This is a genomic window from Mesorhizobium oxytropidicola (assembly GCF_056174625.1).
This window is the reverse complement of the sequence record NZ_CM149692.1, coordinates 6,118,191-6,133,588: the sequence shown is the minus strand read 5'-3', so window position 1 is coordinate 6,133,588 and position 15,398 is coordinate 6,118,191. Positions and strand designations below refer to the sequence as shown.

At 64.4% G+C, this 15,398-nt stretch carries 10 protein-coding genes and 1 pseudogene; 1 reads left to right on the top strand and 10 read right to left on the bottom strand.

All coding sequences use genetic code 11. The annotated features are described in order from the left end of the window. Positions 1–5: 5 nt before the first annotated feature. The 6 genes from AC0V8S_RS30875 to AC0V8S_RS30850 form a co-directional block, all read right to left on the bottom strand. Positions 6–1,985 carry an ABC transporter permease gene (locus tag AC0V8S_RS30875; protein WP_475435270.1) on the bottom strand — a complete coding sequence of 660 codons (1,980 nt, stop codon included), beginning with the start codon at positions 1,983–1,985 and terminating at the stop codon, positions 6–8. Beyond that, on the bottom strand, positions 1,982–3,055 hold the full coding sequence (locus AC0V8S_RS30870) for a quaternary amine ABC transporter ATP-binding protein (RefSeq protein WP_183457256.1): 1,074 nt from the start codon (positions 3,053–3,055) through the stop codon (positions 1,982–1,984). Before AC0V8S_RS30870 ends, AC0V8S_RS30875 begins: the two co-directional genes overlap by 4 nt. A gap of 77 nt (positions 3,056–3,132) precedes the next feature. After that, positions 3,133–4,107: an ABC transporter substrate-binding protein gene (locus AC0V8S_RS30865; protein ID WP_475435268.1), complete on the bottom strand. Its 975-nt coding sequence runs from the start codon at positions 4,105–4,107 to the stop codon at positions 3,133–3,135. A gap of 421 nt (positions 4,108–4,528) precedes the next feature. After that, positions 4,529–5,293 carry an SDR family oxidoreductase gene (locus AC0V8S_RS30860; protein ID WP_475435267.1) on the bottom strand — a complete coding sequence of 255 codons (765 nt, stop codon included), beginning with the start codon at positions 5,291–5,293 and terminating at the stop codon, positions 4,529–4,531. A gap of 91 nt (positions 5,294–5,384) precedes the next feature. Then, a complete protein-coding gene (locus AC0V8S_RS30855) occupies positions 5,385–6,182 on the bottom strand; it encodes a DUF427 domain-containing protein (protein WP_475435265.1) in 798 nt (265 codons plus the stop codon). Between the two features lie 246 nt (positions 6,183–6,428). Next, the gene (locus AC0V8S_RS30850) at positions 6,429–8,075 is read right to left on the bottom strand and encodes an ABC transporter substrate-binding protein (RefSeq protein ID WP_475435263.1); all 1,647 of its coding nucleotides are present in this window, start codon (positions 8,073–8,075) and stop codon (positions 6,429–6,431) included. A gap of 116 nt (positions 8,076–8,191) precedes the next feature. On the opposite strand from AC0V8S_RS30850, the gene AC0V8S_RS30845 reads away from it, so the two are divergent. Further along, positions 8,192–9,094, top strand: a complete 903-nt coding sequence (locus AC0V8S_RS30845) for a LysR family transcriptional regulator (RefSeq protein WP_475435261.1) — start codon at positions 8,192–8,194, stop codon at positions 9,092–9,094. A gap of 18 nt (positions 9,095–9,112) precedes the next feature. Here AC0V8S_RS30845 and AC0V8S_RS30840 read toward each other — a convergent pair whose 3' ends face one another. From AC0V8S_RS30840 to AC0V8S_RS30825, 4 genes and pseudogenes are all read right to left on the bottom strand, one after another. Then, complete coding sequence (locus AC0V8S_RS30840) at positions 9,113–11,170, bottom strand: ABC transporter ATP-binding protein (protein WP_475435259.1); 2,058 nt, start codon at positions 11,168–11,170, stop codon at positions 9,113–9,115. Beyond that, on the bottom strand, positions 11,163–12,041 hold the full coding sequence (locus AC0V8S_RS30835; protein WP_475435258.1) for an ABC transporter permease: 879 nt from the start codon (positions 12,039–12,041) through the stop codon (positions 11,163–11,165). Before AC0V8S_RS30835 ends, AC0V8S_RS30840 begins: the two co-directional genes overlap by 8 nt. Then, a complete protein-coding gene (locus AC0V8S_RS30830) occupies positions 12,038–12,928 on the bottom strand; it encodes an ABC transporter permease (protein ID WP_475438728.1) in 891 nt (296 codons plus the stop codon). The genes AC0V8S_RS30835 and AC0V8S_RS30830 overlap by 4 nt, the downstream gene beginning before the upstream one ends. Positions 12,929–12,993: 65 nt before the next feature. Next, positions 12,994–15,353, bottom strand: a pseudogene (locus tag AC0V8S_RS30825) (molybdopterin guanine dinucleotide-containing S/N-oxide reductase). Positions 15,354–15,398 lie beyond the last annotated feature (45 nt).

Here is a 15,398-nt window from a genome sequence, read left to right as displayed (position 1 = left end):
CCTGCCTATCCCAACCTTGCCCGCGCCTTCGCCGTCCAGGCGTTGAACAGGCGGTCGGCGACGATGCCGATGAAGGCGATGGCCAGGCCCGCGACGATGCCGCGGCCGGAATCGGCCTTGGACAGCGCGATGAACACCTCCTGGCCAAGGTCGCGCGTGCCAACCATGGCGCAGATGATGATCATCGCCAGCGCCATCAGGATCGTCTGGTTGACGCCGAGCATGATCTCCGGCAGCGCCAGCGGCAGCTGCACGCGGAAAAATGTCTGGCGCGGCGTACAACCCGATACCTTGGCCGCCTCAATCAGCGCCGGCGGCACCTGGCGGATGCCGTGATTGGTGTAGCGAATCGCCGGCACCACGGCGAAGGCGATCGTTGCGATCATGGCGGTGACATCGCCGACGCGGAACAGCATCACCACCGGGATGATGAAGCAGAAGGACGGCAGCACCTGCAGCGTGTCGATGATCGGGGTGACGATCTTCTTGAAACGGTCGCTGCGCGCGGCCATCAGGCCGATCGGGATGCCGATCAGGCAGGCGATGAAGGCCGAGATGCCGCAGAGATAGACCGTCGCCATGGTCTTTTCCCACAGCCCGGTGACGGCGCAGAAAGCGGTGAGTGCCGCGACAAGGGCTGCCAGGCGCAGGCCTGAGAGCTGATAGCCGGCAAGACCGAGCAGGAACACCGCGCCGAGCCACGGAAAGCCTTCGCAGAAGGCCCGCACCGGGTTGAGCACATTGAGGATCAGCGCCACGCGAAAGGCTTCGATCGCATCGAAGAAGTTGATCGTCACCCAGTTCACCGCCGCCTTCCACAGTGGCGCGGTGGTGAAGGTTATCGCCTTCGGCACAGCCGCAAAGGCCGGCACGAACAGGCCGAGCAGCGTGGTGACGGCGAGGATAGTGATGGCCAACGTCAGGTTGGGGTAGCGACGCCAGAGGCTCGGGCTCACCGCCTGATGGACATGGCCCTTCGCCTGCTTGTGGGCGATGGCCTGGCTCAGCCGGTCGAGCGCGATCGCCAGCGCCACGATGGCGAGGCCGGCCTCCATGGCTTCGCCGACCTTCAGCGCGCGCAGCGCCAGAAGCACGTCGTAGCCGAGGCCGCCGGCGCCGATCATCGAGGCGATGATCACCATGTTGAGCGCCAACATGATGACCTGGTTGACGCCGACCATCAGCGTCGGACGCGCCGAGGGCAACAGCACCCGCCACAGTTTCTGCCGCGCCGTGCAGCCAGCCATGTCGCTGAATTCACCGATCTCCAGCGGCACCCGCGTCAAGCCGAGCATCGTCGCCCGCACCATTGGCGGCGTGGCGAAAATGGCGGTGGCGATCATTGCCGAGACCGGGCTGTTGCCGAACAGGAGCAGCATCGGGATGAGGTAGGCGAAGGTCGGGATCGTCTGCATCAGGTCAAGGGCAGGGGAGACGATCAGCCTTTCCGCCCATGGCTTGCGCCACGCCCAGATGCCGGCGAACAGGCCGGTGACGATGCAGAACGGCACGGCGATCGAAATCAGCGCCAGCGTCAGCATGGCGCTGGTCCATTGGCCGAACAGCGCGATGTAGAGGAAGCAGCCGCCGACTAGCAGGCTGAGTTTGCGACCACCCACGGCATGGCCGGCAACGAAGGCGACAGCACAGACCCCGACCCAGGACAGGCGCGGCAGGACCAGGGTATCGACGCCGTGGCCGATCTTGAAATTCTTGGCCAAGAGATTGAGCGCGAAGTCGAGCGGCACGCCGAGAACCGCGGTGATCGAGCGGGTCAACCACGACAGGTTCGACTTGATCCAGCCCATCAGCGCGCTGACCCAGTCGGCGACCGGCACGACGGCGCTCGCCGGATAGTCGACAGCCCAAGGGACGCTGTCTTGGAGCAGGAACACCATGAGCACAGCGGCAAGGGCGAGCGCCCAGACAAGCAGCCATCGCTGAAGCGCCGGCCTCGGCTCGCTGGTGCTTGCCGTCACCGTCATGCGCCGGCTCTCGCATGCTCGATGCCGGCCAGCAGATCGATGACCGCTTGCGGCGTGACTTCGCCGACCGGCTTGCCGGTGCCGTTGACCACCGCGAACGGCTTGCCGGCGGAGACGATGCTTGCCGAGAAACTGGCGATCTTGGCATCCGGCGAAACCGTCCCGCCATGCTCGGTGCCGTCGCAGGCGCGCATCAGGCTTCGTGCCGAGATCACCTTGGCGCGGTCGACGTCGCGGGTGAATTCGGCGACATAGTCGGTCGCCGGATTGACCACCAGTTCTTCCGGCGTGCCGATCTGGATGACCTCGCCGTCCTTCATGATGGCGATGCGGTCGGCGAGCCTTATGGCTTCGTCGAAATCATGGGTGATGAAGACGATGGTCTTGTGCAGCATGGTCTGCAGCCGCATCAACTCGTCCTGCATCTCGCGGCGGATCAGCGGGTCGAGGGCGGAGAATGGCTCGTCGAGGAACCAGATTTCCGGTTTGGTCGCGAGACTCCGGGCAATACCGACACGCTGCTGCTGGCCGCCGGACAATTCGCGCGGATAGAAATGCTCGCGGCCACTTAAGCCGACGAGTTCGATGACCTCGCGCGCCCGCGCCTCGCGCGTTGCCCGGTCCTGCCCCTGGATGCTGAGCGGAAAGGCGATGTTGTCGAGCACGTTGAGATGCGGCAGCAGCGCGAAATTCTGGAACACCATGCCCATGCGATGGCGCCTGAGTTCGATCAGTGCCGCATCGGAAATCTTGAGCAGGTCCTTGCCTTCGAACTCGACCTTGCCGTGGCTCGGTTCGACCAGCCGCGACATGCAGCGCACCAGTGTCGATTTGCCGGAGCCGGACAGGCCCATGATGATGAAAATCTCGCCCTGGCGGATTTCGAGATCGACGGCGCGCACGGCGCCGACCAGTCCGGCAGCCGTGACATCGGCCATGCTGGCCTTGCCGTCGCGCTCGCGGATGAAACTGGCCGCGTTCGCCCCGAACAGCTTCCACACATTGCGGCAGGCAAGTTTTACCGGGCGGTCGTTTGTGCCCGGTTGCGTCGATCCCTGTTCAGTCGTCATCCAATCGTCCTTCTGGAGCATCAAGACTTGAAACCCGGCCGATCAACGGCCGGGTCTCACTTTTCCAGTCGGAAGGGTCACTGCGCCCAGGCTTTCCAGTCGGCCTCGTGCGCGGCGATCCAGGCAGCGGCGACGTCTTCCGGCGTCTTGCCGTTGAGGTCGATCTCGCCGCTCATCTTGTTCAGCTCGTCGGTATCGATCGTGAAGGCCTTCGCCACCTTGTAGGCGACCGGCCATTTGTCCTTCATGCCGTTCCAGGCATATTTCCAGATCTCGCCATGCGGCTTGCCGCAATCATATCTGGCGTCGGGGTTGGTGCCCCATTTCGGGTCGTTGTAGCATTCGGGTGTGTATTCGGGGAATTGCACCCATTCGCCCTTGTACTTGGCCGGCGCCCAGTGCGGCGAATAGATCCACAGCATGATCGGCGCCTTGCGCTGATAGGCGGAATCGAGTTCCGCGAACATCGCCGCATCGGTGCCGGCATGGATCACGGTGAAGGGCAGTTTCAGCGCCGCGACGCGCTCGTCGTCAAAGCCTTCCCAGGTCACCGGACCGCCGAGATAGCGCCCTTTCGGCGCCGTCTCCGCCGTCGAGAACGACGCGGCGCATGTGGCGTCGAGCAGCGCATGCCAGTCCGGCAAGGTCGGGCACTTCTCCTTCATGTACTCGGGAAACCACCACTCTTCCTTGGCCTTTGGGCCGAGCTTGCCGAGCCTCTCGGTCTGGCCGGTCGCGTCGGAGGCCTTCATCGCTTCGCCGGCGGTGGTGTCCCAGAACTCCAGGCCGACATCGAGGTCGCCATTGGTGAGGCCGGTGGTCAGGCTGGAGAGGTAATCGGCGGTTGGATATTCGACGGTATAGCCGAGCTTTTCCAGGATGCCGCCGAGGATCTTGGCGTTGAGGTTCACGCTGGTCCAGTCGAACAGCGCGATCTTGATCGGGTCGTTGGATTCCGGTGCGGCGGCTTGGGCGGAAGGTGTCAGCAGGCTCAGCGTTGCGAGCGCGACGGCGCCCATCGATAGTTTCGAAACTCGACTGCGAAATGACATGCTTGTTCTCCTTCAAGCTGTGACGGTTATCGTTCGTTCCCTTCTTGCGGCTTTTCTTGATTGTGTTGGAAAGGTGGTTCGCTGCGCAAGGCCGTCGGCGCCGAAATTGTCGCCCTGGCGTTGGCCAGCGCAGGCAAGATGGTGCTCAATTCTCGTGATGGTGGAATAGGCTGTCGGGTTCATGGCTGCCGATGGGTCGCTGCGGGAGCGATCACCCGCGGATCAATTGCCAGTCTTGCGGCGCCCTGCAAGGTGCAAGCCATCAAGGTCCCATGATCTCGGCTGTCGGCATGGCAAGCCCCGTCTCGCCAAACCGTTTCATAGGATGAAATTATATATACCAACGTTCATCTCGCGCAACGACTAACGCTTCGCGGATGCACAAATTCAGACTGCAGGCGAGGTCCTGCGAGATGCGGTCCTACCAGCAGACGTAGCCGCCATCGACGATCAGGTCGAGGCCGGTGACGAAGCTCGACGCACCGCTGGCCAGGAACACCGTCGGCCCGACCATTTCCTCCGGGGCAGCCATGCGTCCTATCGGCGTGTCGCGCTTGAAGATCTTGATCTCCTCCGCCACCTCCGGCCGCTTGTTCATCGGCGTCAGCGTGTAGCCCGGGCTGACGACATTGACGCGCAAGCCGCGATCGGCCCATTCCATGGCGAGGCTCTTCGACATGTGGATGACGGCGGCTTTCGAGGAATTGTAGTGCGCCTGTGTCAGCCCCCGATTGACGATGGTGCCGGACATCGAGGCGATGTTGATGATCGAGCCCTTGCGTCGGGCCAGCATCTTGCGCGCCTCTGCCTGGCAGGACAGGAACACGCCGGTGACATTGACCTCGTGCACCTTCTGCCATGTCCCCAGAGACATCGTTTCGGCCGGCTCCGAACCGGCGATGCCGGCATTGTTGACGGCGACAGTCAGCGCACCGAGTTCGACCTCGACGCGATCGATTGCCGCCGCGAGATCGCTCTCCGAGGTGACCGTGCCGGTCAGCACCAAAGCCTTGCGGCCAAGTGCAGTAATCCGTTGCGCGGTCTCCTCCAGCCCGCCTTTCGATGCATGACCGAAACAGGCGACGTTGGCCCCTGCCTCGGCCAGTCCGATCGCGATTGCCTGGCCAATGCCGCTGCCGGCACCAGTGACCAGTGCGACATCGCCGTTCAGCTTGAAAAGATCCATCGATAGCCCTCCCCGTTTCAGGGAAGGTATGCGCTGAGCCATGTTTCGATCAAGCGCTCAGCGCGCGAGCCGACCAAGGGAGCGGCGATGCCTAGAAATAGCCGCTGGACGCGGCCGTGAATTCCTTCGGAATTTCGACACCGTCGACCAGGATCTTGTCGACCAGTTCGTGGTGGAAGCAGACCAGGCCCTTGATGCGTTCGGCCTCGTGCACCGGCTCGGGATAGTACCAGACCAGGTTCTCGTGCCGCTTCTTGGGTGTCGTCACGTGATAGTAGCTGGAGATGCCCTTGTAGGGACAGCGCGAAATGTAGCGGCTGGGCGCGAACATATCGAGCCGCGTGTCGGCGATCGGCAGGTAATGGCGCACGGGATGGCCGGTCTCGAAGAGGAAGACGCCGCGGCGTGAATCGGCGACCTGCTCGCCGTCGAGGATCACCTGCACCCGCCGCGACGAGGGCAGGCAGTCGACCCGGCGGAACGGATCGCGGGCGTGGACGAAGATCTCTTCGTCCTCCCCATACCAGTGCGTCATCTTGGGCCAATAGAAGGACATGTAGTCCGACAGGTCAGGCGATCCCTTGACCGGATCAACATAGCGCCAGGCCGCATCCTCGACCAGCGTAATGCCGGTGTTCAGCGAATAATGCGTGGCGACACCCTTGAACGGACTCTCCGTCGTCGTCGTGCTGGGCAGCAGGAACTCCTCGCGCACATCGCTCATCGGGAAGTAATAGACCGGCAAATGGTCGGATTCGTAGAGCACCAGCGCCTTGGTGGTGTCGGCGACGATCATCGATCCCACCTGCACGCGCAGCCGCTTCTGCATCGGCATGGTGAAGGCGACGTAGCCCGGCTCGAACTCGTACTGCACGATGGTGTCGAGCAAGGGGAAATGCGGCCCGCGACCGCGCAAATGAGGCTTGCGAATGGTAGTCTCCCGTTTCTTGTCTTTTGTCATCGAGCGTTGGCGCACAGCGAGATGAACCTGGATTGAGCCATGGTGTCGGAGAGGGTTCCGGGCGGCGGGTTTGCCCTTGCTTCGAGCGGCTCGAACGATGGCCCCCCATCGCCCTTCGCAGCCCTGCCAGCGGATAGCCCACCGCCCGAAAAGCGGAATTGTCCAATCCTGCCTCTATCCCAGCGACACGCGATCGAGCAGCAGCCCGGCGGCGATCGGCGGCAGGCCGCTGACATTCTTGCGCACCGGCACCAGCAGGTCCGGGAAGTAGCTGAAAATGACAGGTGTCTCGTCGAGCAGCAGCTTCTGGATGTCGGAGGCGGCCGCGCGTTGCGCGCCGATATCGAGTGCCTTGAGGTAGGAGGTGACCATGCCGTCATAGGCAGGGTTCTTGAAATGCGCCGCATTCCACGGGCCGTCGCTGACCAGCGGGCTCTTCAGGAAGACGTTCGGCACGCTGCGATGGGCGTAGTCGGTGATCCCCAACGGGCTGTCCAGCCAATCCGACTGGCCGAACACCGCCTTGCCGTAATATTTGTCCTGGTCCTCGATGTTGAGCGCGATGCGGGCACCGATCTCCCTGGCAAAATTCTGGAACAGCTGCGCATAGCCTGGAATGTCGGAATAGCGCAGCGTTGTCAGGGTCATGTCGAAGCCGCTGCCAAGGCCTGCCGCCTCCATGAGTTGCTTGGCCTTGGCGATATCCTGGACGCGTTGCGGCACCGTCTTGTCGGTGGCGGGGAAGGCCGGAGCGAACGGGCTGTCATTGCCCGTCGCCGCCATGCCGCGGCACAGGCCGTCGACCAGCTTGGAGCGGTCGATGCTGAGCGCCAGCGCCTGGCGCACGCGCTTGTCGGTGAAGGGACCGGTGTCGCAGCGCATGTGCAACTGGCGGTGCGCAGTCGAGGCGACGCGCAGCACCATGATGTCGGGACTGTTCAGCACCACCTGGCTGACATCGAGCGGCGCGGCATCGAGGACGTCGACCTCGCCGGCCTGCAGCGCCAGGATGCGCGGCCTGTAGAACTTGAACTCGAGGCGGTCGGGCAGCGCCTTCTCGCCCCAATAGTCCTCATTGCGCACGAAGGTCGCGCCGACCTTCGGCGTGTAGCTCTCCAGCCGGAACGGGCCAGTGCCTTCAAAGGTCTTTTCGTAATCGCCCTTGTAGCTCGCCGGCAGGATGACGGCGTTGTAATTGTCGATCGACACCGAATAGGGGAAGCTGCCGTTCGGTGCATCGAGATGGAAGGCGACGGTGTGGTCGTCGACCTTCTGCGTGCCGCCCTTCGACAGCAGACCCTTGAACACCGAAAGCGCGTTCGAGGCGCCGTTCGGGTCGGCGAGGCGATCGAAGGTCGCCACCACGTCGTCGGCTTTAAAATCCTCGCCATTGTGGAATTTCACGCCCTTGCGCAGCTTGAAGGTCCACACGCTGCCGTCCGCGTTCGGCGACCAGCTTTCCGCCAGCACCGGCTTCAAGGTGAGATCGGGCTGGGTGATGCAGAGGAATTCGGCGGTCTGGAAAACCAGCTGGTAGCTGCCGCTGTCATAGTAGGTGACGGGATCGATGGCGCCGCCGGGCGTGGCGACGCCGGCGCGCACCGTGCCGCCCGGCTTGCCTTCGGCGCGGGCCTTTTGCGTGCCGAGGCCGGCAGCGGCGACAAGGCTGCCCAGGAACGGCAGGGAAAGGCCGAGCACGCTGCTATGGCGCAGGAAATCGCGGCGGTCGAGCCGGCCGGCCAGCAATTCGTCAACAGCGGAATTTTCGATTGCCGTCAAGTTTTTGCGAGCGGCGTCGATCGTCATGAAATGCCTTGGCATGGCTGCATTCCTCGCTTGCCCTTGGGGGATCGGCCATTTAGGTCATTGTTGACTGCGACCGGAAAGCGATATTTTTTGATAGGGGTCATCGAAATTTTCGATGCAAGGTGTAGGCCATGGATACCGAGAACCTGCGCAGTTTCCTGGAGGTTGCCGAACATGGCAGCTTCACCGTCGCGGCCAGCCGGCTCAACCTTGCGCAATCCACGGTCAGTGCGCGGATCAGGGGGCTCGAGGAGCAGTTGGGGCGCCGGCTTTTCGTGCGCGACCGCGATGGCGTCACGCTGACGCCGGCCGGCCGGCAGTTCCTGCCGCACGCCTCCTCCATCACCCGCACCTGGGAGCAATCGCGGCAGGACATCGCCGTTCCCGATGGCTATGAGAGCCTGCTGCGGCTGACCGCTCCCGCCTATCTGTGGGAGCGCATCACCTCGCCATGGGTCGAGTGGATGCGCGCCAGGCGGCCGAACGTGGCGCTGCGGCTTGAGGGCAGTTTTCCGGATCTGGCGATCGACCAGCTGGCGGAAGGCCTGCTCGACATCTGCATCCTCTATCTGCCGCGCCCGCATCCCGGCATCGTCTATGAGACGCTGGCTGTCGATCAGGTCGTGCTCGTCCAGCACGCGGCGCAGACCAAGCCATGGACCGAAAACTACATTCTGATGGATTGGGGGCTCGAATTCCGCATCGAGCACGACCGCGCCTTTGCCGGTATGGTCAAGCCGGCCATTTCGGCGGGGCTGGTCTTCATCGGCCTGCAGCATGTGCTGTCGCAGCAGGCGGCAGCCTATCTGCCGCTCAGCGCCGTCAGCGGCCATATCGAACGTGGCGAGATACGGCGCATCGACAACGCCCCGGTGTTCCAGCGGCCGATCTATCTTGCCTATCCCTCGAACCCCGTCTCGTCGGATGTGCTCGACGTCGCGCTGACAGGCCTTCGCTCGCTGGCCAGGAACTGGACCAGCGAACAGGGTTTCTCGGAAGGCGACCGCTCCCTAGGCATGGCCGGCCTGAGGTAGCCGGCCGGCGATGCCTTGCTATGCCGGCTCAGTCACGGCTGCCTTCTGCAACCTTGCTAGCTCGGCATAGGGGATGTGGCAGCGGATCGAGTGGCCGGGCTGGGCTTCGGCGAGCGGCGGCTCCTGCTGTTCGCAGATCGGGCCGATCTTGCGCGGGCAGCGTGTGTTGAAGACGCAGCCCGGGGGCGGGTTGGTGGCGCTGGGGATTTCGCCGTCGAGCCGGATGCGTGCCGTCTCGGTCTGGTCGAGCTTGGGCACGGCCGACAGCAGCGCTTCGGTATAGGGATGATGCGGCCCGGAGAAGACTTCCTCCGATGGCCCAATCTCCATGATGCGTCCGAGATAGAGCACGGCGATCTTGTCGGAGAGGTAACGCACCACGCCAAGGTCGTGCGAGATGAAGATGTAGCTGACGTCCTCCTTGGACTGAAGATCGGCAAGCAGGTTGAGGATCGCCGCCTGCACGGAGACGTCGAGCGCCGAGGTCGGCTCGTCGCAGACGACAATGCGCGGATCGCCGGCGAAGGCGCGCGCAATGGCGACGCGCTGCTTCAGCCCGCCTGACAGCTGGCGCGGCTTGACGGCCAGATGCCGGTCGGTGAGGCGCACCGAGCGGACGAGGTCGTCGAGGCGCGCCTCCTGCGCCTTGCCGGAGAGGCCGGCCAGCCGCTTCAAGGCGCGGCCAAGGATGTGGCGGATCGAATGCGAGCGGTTGAGCGCGGAGTCCGGGTTCTGGAAGACGATCTGCATCGCCTTGACCTGGTCGTCGCCACGGTTCTCCAGCTTCGGCGCCAGCGCCTTGCCCTCGAGCTCGATGGTCCCGCCGTCATCGGGTGGCACGAGGCCGAGCAGCAGCCTGGCGAAGGTGGTCTTGCCGCTGCCGGATTCGCCGACCAGCCCCAGTGTCTCGCCGGGCCTGAGATCGAGCGAGACATCTTTCACCGCGCGCAAGGGATGGCCATGGCTGGCATAGGTCTTGTTCAGTCCCGCGACACGCAGCACCGGTGCGGTTGCCGGCTTGGGCGCTGTGGCAACATCGCTCGGTGTGGCGCGCGGCAGGGCCTGCGCCTTGTCGTGATGGAAGCAACGCGACAGGCGCTTGCCGCGCTCGTCGCTCAGATCATAGAGCGGCGGCAATTCGGTGCGGCAGCGGTCGTCGGCGAGCGCACAGCGATCGGCGAAGGCACAGCCCTTGATGTCGGCGCCAATGCCGGGCAGGAAGCCCGGAATCGTGTCGAGCCGGCCCTGGTCCTTGCGCTGGCCGCCGCGTGGCAGGCAGCGCAGGAGCGCTACGGTATAGGGATGACGCGGATCGTTGAAGACGACTTCCGTCGGCCCTTCCTCCACCAGCATGCCGGCATAGAGCACGCCGACCCGGTCGCACATGTTGGAGACGACAGCGAGATTGTGGCTGATGAACAGGATCGAGGCCGAGAGTTCCTGCCTGAGCTGTGCGATGAGGTCGAGCACCTCGGCTTCGACCGTCGCATCGAGGCCGGTGGTCGGTTCGTCGAGGATCAGCATCGACGGATCGTTGGCCAGCGCCATGGCGATCGCCACGCGCTGCTGCATGCCGCCGGAGAGCTGGTGCGGATAGCGCTGCATGACGCTTGGCGGATCGGAGATCCGCACGCGGTTCAGCATGGCGATGGCGCGATCCTCAGCCGCCTTGCCCGTGACGCCGCCAAGCTCGAAGATTTCGGTCAGTTGCCGGCCGATGCGGATCGACGGGTTCAGCGCCTTGCCGGGATCCTGATAGACCATGGAGACGCTTTCGGCGCGCGCCCGCCGCAAGGCCTCGGCATCAAGCTTCATGACGTCCTGGCCGTCGAGCGAGATCGCGCCGCCTGATATCGAGCCGTTCCTCGGCAAATAGCGCACGACGGTGAGCGCTACGGTGGATTTGCCGCAGCCGGATTCACCGACCAGCCCATAAGCCTCGCCTTGCCTGATGTTGAGGCTGAGATTGCGCAGCACGGCGCGGTTGCGCCCAGCCACGCGGTAGGCGACCGACAGGTCGCTGAGTTCGAGGGCGTTTTCAGCCTTCGCGGGCTTAGTCGGGGCGGAATTAGTCATTGAGCGCTCCATGAACGCCGTCGGCCACAAGGTTGACACCGATCACCAGCGAGGCGATGGCGAGCGCGTCGAACAGCACCGTCCACCAGAAGCCGCCGCCGATCATGCCGTAATTCGAGGAGATCGAGAGCCCCCAGTCGGGTGAGGGCGGCTGGATGCCGAAACCCATGAAGGAGAGGGTCGCGACCGCGAAGATGGCGTAGCCCAGCCGCACGGTGGTCTCGACCAGGATCGGCGGGATGACGTTGGGCAGGATCTCGACGAACATCGTATGCAGCGCGCTCTCGTGCCGCAGCTGGGCGGCGGCGACATAGTCGAGTTCGCGCTCGGCCAGCACCGCCGAGCGCACCGTGCGCGCAATGATCGGCGCGAAGCTGAGACCAATGACGACGATGACGGTGGCCTTGGAGGTGCCGAGCGCGACGATGGCGAGCAGCGCGACAATGACCACGGGGATCGCCATGAAGGCTTCCAGGATACGGCTGACGACATCGTCGACGATGCCGCGGAAATAGCCGGTAAGAAGGCCGAGTGCCGTGCCGGCGATCGTCGCCAGCAAGGTCGCCAGCGGCGCGACGGTGAGGATATCGCGCGAGCCGACGATGACGCGCGAGAAGACGTCGCGGCCAATCTGATCGGTGCCGAACCAATGTTCGGACGAAGGTGGCGCCAGCGCGTTGATGATATCGTCGGCAAGCGGGTCATAGGGTGCGAAGTGCTCACCGAACAGCGCGCAGGCGACCCAGAACAGCACGATGAAGAGGCCGACAAGGAAGGTTCGCGAGCGCAGCAGGGAGAACATGACTTCCGCCAGCGGGCTGCGCCGGCGCGTGTCGTCCTGGGGCGGAGAGGTGGTCTGGACGGCGCTCATTGGTCTGACCCCAGGCGGATACGCGGATTGAGCACGGAATAGAGGAAATCGGCGATCAATGTCGCCACGGCATAGACGATGCCGATGGTGAGGATGCCGGATTCCAGCATCGGAAAATCCTTGCCGCGCGCGGCGGTGAAGATCAGCGAGCCGATGCCCTGGTAGCGAAACAGCGTCTCGATCACCACCAGGCCGCCGATGAGGTAGCCGGTCTGGGTGGCGATAACGGTGATGGTCGGCAGCAGCGCATTGCGCAGCACATGGCGCCAGATCACGATGCGCCAGGGCAGGCCCTTGAGCACCGCCGTTCGCGTATAGTCGGAATCGAGCGCCTCGATCATGCCGGAACGCGCCATGCGCGCGATGTAGCCGAACAGCACCAGGAACAGCGGCAGCGACGGCAAGATTAGGTAGTAGAGCTGCGTGAAGAAGCCGGCATCCTTGGGCCATGCCGCCGAGATCGGCAGCCAGCGCAGCCAGACGCCGAAGATCAGGATCAGGATAATGCCGGTAACGAACTCCGGCAGCACCGTCACCGACAGGCCGCCAAGACTGATGATGCGGTCGAGCGGGCGGTTGAGGTTGAGGGCTGCCACCACGCCGCCGAGAATGCCGATCGGCACCACCAGCACGAAGGCGACCGCCGCCAGCTTCATCGAATTACCCAACGCATCGATGACGAACGGCGCCACCGGCGAGCGGAAGATGTAGGACGTGCCCATATCGCCGCGGACGAAATTCCAGATCCAGGTCGCATATTGGGTGAGCAGCGGGCGATCGACGCCGAGCGTATGATTGAGCGCGTCGACAGCGCGCTGATCCGCAAACGGCCCCAGGATCGCACGCCCGACATTGCCGGGCAGCACCTGGCCGCCCAGGAACACCATGATGCTCAGCAGGAACAGCGTCACAAGCGACAGGGAAACACGCCGGGCAAAGAAGGAGAGAATGGCTAAGCCTCCTTGTGATGGGGCTGCGACCCGGGCAGGCCGGGTACGTCGGCTAAACGCACTGTGGCAGGCGGATCGAACGCTGTCACCGGGGGAACGGCTCCGTCAAATCGCGACACCTCGACCAGCGTCGAATTGCAGGTCGGCGATTGGGCAAGGCGCGACGTCCCCCGATCAGGCGTCAGCACGTTCGGATTGCCATGTTTTTCCAGACTGAGCGACTGTCCCGGCGAGGAGGGGTCGAACCATGCACCGGTGGGCAGCTGGACGACGCCGGGGATCAGGCCATCCGTCAGCACGGCGCCCGCCAGGCACGCTCCGCGATCGTTGAAGACGCGCACGATGGCTCTGTCGACAATGCCGCGCGCGGCGGCATCCGCAGGGTTGATCCAAAGCGGCGCGCGGCCCGACACCTTGCCCGCCCTGCTGACCGAGCCGTGATCGTATTGGCTGTGCAGCTTGTCGGCGGGTTGCGGGGACAGAAGATGCAGCGGGAACCGGCTGACAAGCTCGCTGCCCAGCCATTCCCGCGGCTCAAGCCACACGGCATGGCCTGGACAGTCGTCATAACCGAAGGAATCGATCGTCGGCGAGAACAGCTCTATGCGACCCGACGGCGTCGCCAGCCGATGGCGCTCTGGATCGCCGCGGAAGGAACCGAGCAGTGTCTGCGACGTCACTTGCCGGGCAAGGTCGGCGTGGCCGTCATGCCAGAAACGATCGAAGGACGGCATCTCGACCCCGGCCGCCTTCGCGTTGTCCCTGGCCTGCTCGTAGAGAGCCCGGATCCATTCGCCGGCGTCGCGCCCTTCGGTGAAGGCTTCGCCGGTGCCGAGCCGCGCCGACAGGTCGGCAAAGATCCGATAATCGTCGCGTGCCTCTCCGACCGGATCGATCGCTTGCTTCATGGCGACGACGAGGTTTTCCCGGTTCGAAAAGGCGAGGTCGTTTCGCTCCAGCGGTGTGGTGACCGGCAGCACGATGTCGGCATGGCGCGCCGTCGCCGTCCAGAAGGGCTCGTTGACGATGATCGTTTCAGGCCGCCGCCAAGCCTCGACCAGGCGATTGAGGTCTTGGTGATGGTGAAACGGATTGCCGCCGGCCCAGTAGACCAGCCTGATGTCGGGTAGACCAGCGCGGCGCCGTTGAAGTCGAAGGAACCGCCCGGATTGAGCAGCATGTCGGCCATCCGTGCGACCGGGATGAAGTCCGTAACCTGGTTCCTGCCTTGCGGCACGGATGGCCACCGGAATCCCATCTCCGGCCTTCCGGCGCCATTGGTCGACGAATAGCCGAAGCCAAGGCCGCCGCCCGGCAATCCGATCTGGCCGAGCAGCGCGGCAAGCGTGATCGCCGCCCAGTAGGGCTGCTCGCCATGGTCGGCGCGCTGCAGCGACCAACTGACCATCACCATTGTGCGCTTGGCGGCCATTTCCCTGGCCAGCGCGACGATCCTGTCCTGCGCCACGCCGCTCAGGGCGGCAGCCCATGCCGGGCTCTTCGGCTGGCCGTCGGTTTCTCCCAGGAGGTAGGCCCGCACGACCTCGAAGCCGGTGCAGTAGCGCGCCAGGAATGCCTGGTCATGACGACCCTCGCTGAGGAGGACATGGCACAGGGCCAGTATCAAGGCGGTGTCGCTGTTCGGCCGCAGCGGCAGCCATTCGGTCTCGACGCCGCGCGGCGCGTCATCGCGCACGGGCGAGACGTTGATCAGCCGGGCGCCGTTGCCGACGGCCTTTTGCAAGGCCGCCGCCGCCTCGTGCCGGGCGGCGCCGCCGCCCTGTATCTGGGCGTTGCGCCAGGGCAGGCCGCCAAAGGCGATGATCAGTTCGCTGTGCCGTTCGATCCCGTCCCAGGTGGAATGGTTGCCCGTCAGCCCATCGGTCCCGCCAAGCACATGCGGCAGGATGATCTCGGCCGCGCCGTAGGAATAGCTGAGCACCGAACTCGTATAGCCGCCGATCGTGTTGAGGAAGCGGTGGATCTGGCTTTGCGCATGGTGAAATCGCCCCGCGCTCGCCCAGCCATAGGAGCCCGCATAGATGGCGCTGTTGCCATGCTCGACGCGGACACGGTCGAGTTCGGCCGCCACAATGTCCAGCGCCGTCTCCCAGGAGACTTCGACAAAAGCCTCGCTGCCGCGCCCGCCCTTACCGCCGGACCTGTCCCCCTCCAGCCAGCCGCGCCGGATGGCGGGACGGGAGACACGCAAGTCGCCCTGCACCGTGCCGAGCATGGACTTGCCGATCGGCGATGGATCGGGGTCGCCGCTCCATGGCTCGACGCCGACGAGCCTGCCGTTCTCGGCACGGATCTCGTAGGTCCCCCAATGCATGGTGGTGAGCAGGGTCTCGGACTCCATGGGACAATGATCAATCGTCCCGCAACGCGAGGCTCCGCGTCAGGC

Excerpts from the sequence above, each read along its gene's own strand:
- AC0V8S_RS30850 (WP_475435263.1), bottom strand. The coding sequence starts at position 8,075 with ATGCCAAGGCATTTCATGACGATCGACGCCGCTCGCAAAAACTTGACG.
- AC0V8S_RS30860 (WP_475435267.1), bottom strand. The coding sequence starts at position 5,293 with ATGGATCTTTTCAAGCTGAACGGCGATGTCGCACTGGTCACTGGTGCC.
- AC0V8S_RS30840 (WP_475435259.1), bottom strand. The coding sequence starts at position 11,170 with ATGACTAATTCCGCCCCGACTAAGCCCGCGAAGGCTGAAAACGCCCTC.
- AC0V8S_RS30875 (WP_475435270.1), bottom strand. The coding sequence starts at position 1,985 with ATGACGGTGACGGCAAGCACCAGCGAGCCGAGGCCGGCGCTTCAGCGA.
- AC0V8S_RS30830 (WP_475438728.1), bottom strand. The coding sequence starts at position 12,928 with ATGGTGTTCCTGGGCGGCCAGGTGCTGCCCGGCAATGTCGGGCGTGCG.
- AC0V8S_RS30865 (WP_475435268.1), bottom strand. The coding sequence starts at position 4,107 with ATGTCATTTCGCAGTCGAGTTTCGAAACTATCGATGGGCGCCGTCGCG.
- AC0V8S_RS30870 (WP_183457256.1), bottom strand. The coding sequence starts at position 3,055 with ATGACGACTGAACAGGGATCGACGCAACCGGGCACAAACGACCGCCCG.
- AC0V8S_RS30845 (WP_475435261.1), top strand. The coding sequence starts at position 8,192 with ATGGATACCGAGAACCTGCGCAGTTTCCTGGAGGTTGCCGAACATGGC.
- AC0V8S_RS30835 (WP_475435258.1), bottom strand. The coding sequence starts at position 12,041 with ATGAGCGCCGTCCAGACCACCTCTCCGCCCCAGGACGACACGCGCCGG.